Raw genomic sequence first — 6924 nt, 5'->3', positions numbered from 1 at the left:
CCGGACGCGCGAACCCACCCTCACCAGCCACCGGACGTGCCGCACCGCCCTCGCCAGCAACCGGCCGGGCAAACCCACCCTCACCAGCAACCGGCCGGGCAAACCCGCCCTCACCAGCAACCGGACGCGCCGCACCGCCCTCGCCAGCGACCGGCCGGGCAAACCCGCCCTCACCGGCAACCGGGCGCGCGAACCCGCCCTCACCGGCAACCGGACGTGCGAACCCGCCCTCACCGGCCACCGGACGTGCGAACCCGCCCTCGCCGGCCACCGGACGCGCGAACCCGCCCTCGCCAGCAACCGGACGGGCAAAACCGCCCTCGCCGGCAACAGGGCGGGCAAACCCGCCCTCACCAGCCACGGGACGCGCTGCACCGCCCTCACCGGCCACCGGACGCGCGAACCCGCCCTCACCAGCAACCGGACGTGCGAACCCGCCCTCGCCAGCAACCGGACGGGCAAAACCGCCCTCGCCGGCCACCGGACGGGCAAACCCGCCCTCACCAGCCACGGGACGCGCCGCACCGCCCTCGCCAGCAACCGACTTCACAAGCGGGCATCCATCAGGCCCCAAGCCGGATGTCTGGACATTGGGCGTCGGGGCATTAGGCGCCGGGGCATTGGGCGTCTGGGCGTAAGCACCAGCAGACAGCACCAGCGCCAATGCCGTTCCGGCCAGCAGTTCGTTGATTCTCATGATCGATCTTCCTGGTTGGCCGCGCATTCCACTGGAGCGCCAGCCGTTGCAATCCCGAGTCATCGCGGATACCGAAAACCTGCCTGCGCCCTGATTATAATAACGTTCCGGTCGACCCGCTTATAAATACGACACGCTAAGCAGCGTTATGTTACGAAACTTCGTGCAACTGTCGTTTGGTGACGCAAAAGGGCACTCGAGGGCTGCCTGAGTTCACGGCCATACTGCCGTGGCACTTGCCGGTTCGCCGTGGCTTTCAATGCGCTAGGCGGATTTTCCACCAGACAACATAATCTCGGGTCTCTATCTGTCTGGTGAGCGCCCGGCGCACCCGCAGTCAGCCACCGCGCACGCGTGGCACCAGCCGTCCCGACCGATATGGGACCCGCCGGGGGCGGGACAATCTTGCCGCCTCATCACAGCTGCGCGAGGGCAGCGGCCGTGCGCAGGCCGTCCGTGTGGACGCCGTTCCGGCTGTTCAGGTCGGGCCACTCAGGCCCGGACCAGCTCCGGCAGCAACCGGGCCCAGGCGGCGAGCCCCTCATCGAAGCTCGACAGCCGGAAGAACTCGTTGGGCGCATGAATGCGCTCGTCGGCGATGGCGTAGGACAGCATCACCGTCTCCAGCTCCAGCATCTCCTTGGCCATGGCCGAGATCGGCAGGGTGCCGCCCACTCCGACGCGCAGCGGCTTCGCGCCGTGCACGCGCTCGACCACCCGCTCCACGGCTGCCAGATAGGGGTCGTCCTCCGGCACCGCATAGGCAGCGGTGCCTTTGCGCTCGTGGCTGATCTCCAGTTCCACCCAATCCGGGCAATGGGCGCGCAGATGCGCGTCCACCGCGTTGGCCACCTGCGCGGGCGCCTGGCCCGGGCCCAGCCGGCAGCTGATCTTGGCCCGCGCCTCGCACGGAATCACCGTCTTGCCGCCGGGACCGTCATAGCCCCCGGCAATGCCGTTCACCTCCAGCGTCGGGCGGAACCACAGCGATTCCAGCAGCGACACGCCCGGCTCCATCGCACCCGGCCGGGCGCCGATCTCGCTGAAGAACGCCGCCTCGTCGAAGCCCAGCGCATGCATGCTGGCGATGTCGGCGTTGCCCGGCCGTTGCAGGCCGTCGAAGAAGCCGGGCACGGCGATGCGGTTGCGCTCGTCGTGCAGGCTGGCCAGCAGCCGCGCCAGCGCCATCGGCGCATTGCCCACGGGCCCGCCGAAGCGCCCGGAATGCAGGTCGCGCGCCGCCGTGCGCACCGTCAGCTCCAACGCCACGAGCCCGCGGCTGTTGGTATTCACGCTCGACACGCCCGGCCGCCAGCGCCCGCCATCGGCGGAGATCAGCACGTCCGCCGCCAGCAGGTCGCGATGCGCCGCCATGATCGCCGGCAGGCTCTGGCTGCCCACCTCCTCCTCGCCCTCCAGCAGCAGCTTCACGTTCACCGGTAGCCGGCCGGCGACCGCGAGCCACGCCTCGATGGCCGACACCGCGATCCACAGCGGTGCCTTGTCGTCCGAGGCCCCGCGGGCATGGATCCGTCCGTCGCGCAGCGTCGGCTCGAACGGCGGGGTCTCCCACAATTCCAGCGGATCGGGCGGCTGCACGTCGTAATGGCCATAGACCAGGATGGTCGGCTGCCCCGGCGCCCCGAGCCATTCGCCATAGACGCTCTTGTGGCCGCCGCCATCCAGCAGCCGCACATTGTCCAGGCCGATCCGTCGCAAGCGGCCCTCCAGCAGCGCGGCCGCCTGCCGCATCCCCTCGGCATAGGCCGGGTCGGTGGACACGCTGGGGGCACGGATGAAGGCGAACAGCTCGTCCAGCAGCCGCTGGCGGTGCGCCGCCAGCCAGGCGTCGACCGCTTCGATCACCGGCCGCCGTCCACCTGGATCACCTGCCCGTTCACGAAGCCCGCCAGCTCCGAGGCGAAGAAGATCACCGCATTGGCGATGTCCTCGGCGCTGCCCAGCCGCTTCATGGCGATGCGCTCCACCAGCGCCTTCTGCCCGTCCGCCCCATAGCTCTCCCACTGCTTCTCGGTGGAGGCATTGGTGCGGATGAAGCCGGGCGCCACCGAGTTGACGGTGATGCCGAACGGCCCGAACTCGTGCGCAAGCTGCCGGGTCAGCCCGATCACCGCGTGCTTGGCGCTGCAATAGGCCTGGATGCCCGTCAGCGACGCCTGCAGCCCCGCGCCCGAGCTGATGTTGACGATGCGCCCATGCCCCGCCTTCTTCATCGCCGGCGCGGCCGCCCGCGACAGCACCATGGCGGCGCCCACGTTGATGGCGAAGATGCGGTCCCAGTCCTCGTCGGGCACCTCGTCCAGCGGCCGGGGCGCCTGGCCGGCCACGCCGCCGGCATTGTTCACCAGGCAGAACACCGCCCGGCCGCTCGACTGCGCCTCGATGTCATGGATCCACGCCGCCGCCGCCTTGCGGTCGGTCAGGTCCACCACCCGGGTGTAGATGTTGCCGTGCCGCGCGGTTTCGGCCAGTTCCTCGGCCGAAAGGTCGCAACCATGCACGACGGCGCCGAGGCCCGCGAAGGTCTGCGCGATGGTGCGCCCGAAGCCGTGGCCGGCGCCGCTGACCACGACGACCTTGCCGTCGAAACGAAGATTCATGCGGGGATCAACTCCAGAAGGTTGTCGTCGGACATCGGACGCTTGCCGTCCTCGATTTCGTGGATCATCGCCACCAGCTTGGCCACCGTCGGGCAGGCGATGCCGTGCCGCGCGCCGATCTCGGCGATCGGGGCGATCTGCACGTCGATCTCGGTGCGCCGCTTGCGCACCGCGAGGTCGCGCCACACGCCGGAATGGGTCTTGGCGTTGGGACGGTTGAACGCCACCATCGCCTCGACGCAGGCGCGCGCCGCATCCATCGGCGCATTGGGCATGAACGCGCGCGGATCGAAGCCGTTGAAGCCCTGCGGGTCCACGCCTTCGGCCAGCGCCACCTCCACCGCCTCGCGGCCGAGCGCGCGCCAGACCGGCAGCAGCTCGGGCCGCGCCAGGCAGTCGGCGATGCCCTTGTCGCCCAGCGCCTGCGCGAACAGCATCGCGCCATAGCCGAGCTTGCCCCACAGATAGCCCCAGATCGCCGGCGTGGTGATGGCGTTCGGCTCGAAGTCCAGCATCACCCGGTGCAGCTCTTCCAGGCGCGGCGTCATGCGCCCGGTCACCTCGCCCAGCACCGCCGCGCCGCGGCCGCCGAACATGATCTCGCCGGGTGCGATCCAGTCGGCGCTGAAATTGACGAAGGCGCCGATGGTGCGATCGCGCCCGACGATGCGTTCGATCACCGTCTCGCACAGCCCGTTCTGCAGCGACAGCACATAGCCGTCCTGCGCCAGATGCGGCATCAGCGCCCGGCAGGCGGCCTCCGTGTGGTGCGCCTTCACCGCCAGGAAGATGTGCCGCCACGTGCCCGTCACCTGTTGCGGCGTCAGCGCCGGGGCGACGACCGAGAACTGCTCCACCGGTCCGGTGATGCGCAGGCCGGGGCCGCGGATCGCCGCCACATGGTCTTCCACCACATCGACCATGGTCACGTCATGGCCGGCCCGCTTCAGCCAGGCGCCGACCGAGCCGCCGATGGCGCCCGCGCCCCAGATCAGGATCGGCTGCATCACCATGTCTCCAGCATCGCGCGGGTTTCCTCCACGGCGATGTTCCAGATCGCCATCAACTCGTTGTCGCCGCGCTGGGTGCGGCCGCCGAAATTGCCGTCCTCCAGCAGCGTGCGCGCCTCGAACGGCGGCAGTGTCTTCAGCCGGTCGGTGTCGACCATCTCCTTCGCCTCATCGGCCGGCGTGGTCGGCAGGCGCGTCCAGGGGAAATTCTCCATCCAGCTGCCGTGGCTCGCCACGCGGTCGGTGGCCTGCACCTGCGCAAACGTGCGCGGCGCGCGCCACCAGTCGTGGAAGCGCACGCGGCAATCCGGGTTGTCCATCATCCATTCCTGCGCCAGCGCCGCCGCCGGCTGGTTGCCGCCATGCCCGTTGACGATGACGATGCGCCGGAACCCGCTGCGCTTGAGGCTGTCCAGCACGTCCGACACCACCGAGCACAGCGTGGCCACACGCAGCGTGATGCTGCCGGGATAGGCCTGGAAATACGGTGCGAGTCCGAAGGGAATCGCCGGGAACACCGGAATGCCCAGCGGCTCGGCCGCTTCCACCGCCACGCGCTCGGCCAGGATGGCATCGGTGAGCAGCGACAGCCCGGCATGCTGCTCCGTGCTGCCCAGCGGCAGGACCGCGCGGTCGTCGTTGCGCACCCAATCCTCGATCATCCGCCAGTCCATCTCGGCGACGCGCATCGAATCCCCCGGCCTGCTGTTGCGGGATGCACGCTGCCACAGATGGCGCGAAGGTCAATCGGGTGGTTTGTTCAATGGCGCGCGGGCCCGGCCAGGATCACTGAATCCTGGCCACCAGGATGTCGCAATTGGTGCGGCCGGCCATCAGGCAATCCTCGATCGCCGTCTTGGACTGCAGCTCCTTGAACACGAACAGGCAGACGACGACGATGAGCAGGGTCAAGGCCAGTCCGGCCAGACTCGATGTCTGGCGATCCGCTGCCTCGAGATCGTCGTCGGTCGCAACGAGCCGGTAGATCTTGGTCATGACCACGGTCCTTCGGAGCCGTCTCGCGGCAGGGAGCCGAACGAGCCACCTGTCGGATTCCCGCCCGACGTGCTGCAATCTAGCGCCCGCCGCCGGGGACGAAGCAAGCAGCAAGAGCTTGCCGGACACGCGGCACGCGTGCGGTTCACGCTGTCGTGACATCCATCGGTTGCTGGCATGCTGACTCCATGACGCTGCTGATCCAGGCCCTGCCGCTGCTTGCGCTGGTTGCGCTGCTCGCCTCCGGGCGCACCGGGCCGGTGCTGGCCTGCGCCGTGGCGCTGGCGCTCACCCTGCCGGCGGCGTGGCTCGCCGAGCCGGGCGCCGGCGTCATGGCAAGCTTCGTGGCGGACAGCGCCGCCCAGGGGCTGTGGCTTGCGGTCATTCCGGTCGGCATCATCATCGGCGGCCTGGTGTTCCATGCCGCCGTCGGCGCCCATCAGGACACTGCGCAGCCGGACCGGCCCGGCGATGCGGCGGACGTGCTGTTCACCGGCGCCTTCCTGCTCGGCCCCTTCGCCGAGACCGTCACCGGCTTCGGCGTGGGCTGCGTGTTCGCCGTCGCCAGCTTCCGGCGCATCGGCGTCGCCGGCGCGCCGGCCGCGGCGATCGGGCTGTTGAGCCAGTTGCTGATCCCCTGGGGCGGGTTGGGGCCGGGCACCGCCGTCGGCGCCGCCCTCGCCGGCGTGCCGGCGCAGGAGCTGGCGGCGCGCAACGCCATCATCCTGGCGGCCGAATTGCCGTTCGTGCTGCTGCTGTTCTGGCGCCTCAGCGCCATCGCCGGGCATCCTGTTCCCAATTCGCGACGGGCCGAGCAGCTTGCCTGGGTCGGCGCCGTCGGCGGCCTGCTGGTGGTCTGGCACCATCTGGTGCCGTGGGAGGTGTGCGGCCTGCTGGCGACCGGGCCGGTGCTGGCGGCGAAGCTGTTGCGCAACGCGCCCCCGCGCGGCCGCGAAGGCTGGCAGCGCGCAGTGGCCGCGGCCTTTCCCTACACGTTGCTGGCCGCCGTGCTGCTGGGCAGCCGGCTCTGGCGCGACGCTCCCGCCCTGCGCCCTTTCCCCGACCTGCCCGCGCTGCCGCTGAACCACGCCATGGCGGCGCTGTGGCTGGTGGCGCTGGCGCTGTTGCTGCGCCGTGCCAACCCGGCCGGGGTGGCGCTGGGCGCGCTGCGGCGGGCACAGCGGCCGGCGCTGGCCCTGCTGATGTTCGTGCTGCTCGCCCGCTTCCTGTCCAATGCCGGGGTGCCGCAGGCGCTCGCCACCGCGCTGGCCGGCGCGCTCGGCCAGTTCGCGCCGTTCGCGGCGCCGCTGCTGGCCGGGATCGCCGGGTTCTTCGCCGGCACCAATGTCGGCTCGAACGCCGCCATGATGCCGTTGCAGGCCGCCCTCGGCCGCGTCGCCGGGCTCGGCCCCACGGTGCTGCCGGCGGTGCAGAACGGCACCCTGTTCCTGGTCCTGTCGCCCCAGATCAGCGCCATTGCCAGCGGGCTTGCCGGCGACGGCGCCACGCCCGCCCGCGTCTGGCGGCTTGCCTGGCCGCTGTTCGCGCTTGGCCTGGCGGTGGGGCTGGTCGCCGTCGCGGTCGGATGACATTGTTCGTT

At 70.5% G+C, this 6924-nt stretch carries 6 protein-coding genes and 1 pseudogene; 1 reads left to right on the top strand and 6 read right to left on the bottom strand.

Annotated elements, in window-relative coordinates; all coding sequences use genetic code 11:
- The 6 genes and pseudogenes from OL599_RS21580 to OL599_RS21555 form a co-directional block, all read right to left on the bottom strand.
- Window positions 1-697: pseudogene (locus tag OL599_RS21580) on the bottom strand (hypothetical protein); the annotation flags it as partial.
- 492 nt (window positions 698-1189) lie between these two features.
- Window positions 1190-2563 (bottom strand): dipeptidase, encoded by a 1374-nt coding sequence (locus tag OL599_RS21575; RefSeq protein ID WP_264716088.1) that lies wholly within the window; start codon window positions 2561-2563, stop codon window positions 1190-1192.
- Window positions 2560-3318 carry an SDR family NAD(P)-dependent oxidoreductase gene (locus tag OL599_RS21570; protein ID WP_264716087.1) on the bottom strand — a complete coding sequence of 253 codons (759 nt, stop codon included), beginning with the start codon at window positions 3316-3318 and terminating at the stop codon, window positions 2560-2562. The genes OL599_RS21575 and OL599_RS21570 overlap by 4 nt, the downstream gene beginning before the upstream one ends.
- Window positions 3315-4325 (bottom strand): ketopantoate reductase family protein, encoded by a 1011-nt coding sequence (locus OL599_RS21565; RefSeq protein WP_264716086.1) that lies wholly within the window; start codon window positions 4323-4325, stop codon window positions 3315-3317. Before OL599_RS21565 ends, OL599_RS21570 begins: the two co-directional genes overlap by 4 nt.
- Window positions 4325-5017: a creatininase family protein gene (locus tag OL599_RS21560; RefSeq protein WP_264716085.1), complete on the bottom strand. Its 693-nt coding sequence runs from the start codon at window positions 5015-5017 to the stop codon at window positions 4325-4327. Before OL599_RS21560 ends, OL599_RS21565 begins: the two co-directional genes overlap by 1 nt.
- 97 nt (window positions 5018-5114) lie before the next feature.
- On the bottom strand, window positions 5115-5324 hold the full coding sequence (locus OL599_RS21555; RefSeq protein WP_264716084.1) for a hypothetical protein: 210 nt from the start codon (window positions 5322-5324) through the stop codon (window positions 5115-5117).
- Window positions 5325-5512: 188 nt separating this feature from the next.
- Between OL599_RS21555 and OL599_RS21550 the strand changes: the two genes are divergently transcribed.
- Window positions 5513-6913, top strand: coding sequence for an L-lactate permease (locus OL599_RS21550; protein ID WP_264716083.1), 1401 nt, complete (start codon window positions 5513-5515; stop codon window positions 6911-6913).
- Window positions 6914-6924: the final 11 nt, after the last annotated feature.

It is taken from the genome of Limobrevibacterium gyesilva (assembly GCF_025989185.1).
In the GTDB taxonomy this organism is placed as follows: domain Bacteria; phylum Pseudomonadota; class Alphaproteobacteria; order Acetobacterales; family Acetobacteraceae; genus Limobrevibacterium; species Limobrevibacterium gyesilva.
Note: the sequence above shows the minus strand (reverse complement) of the source record. Positions and strands in the feature narration are given on the sequence as shown.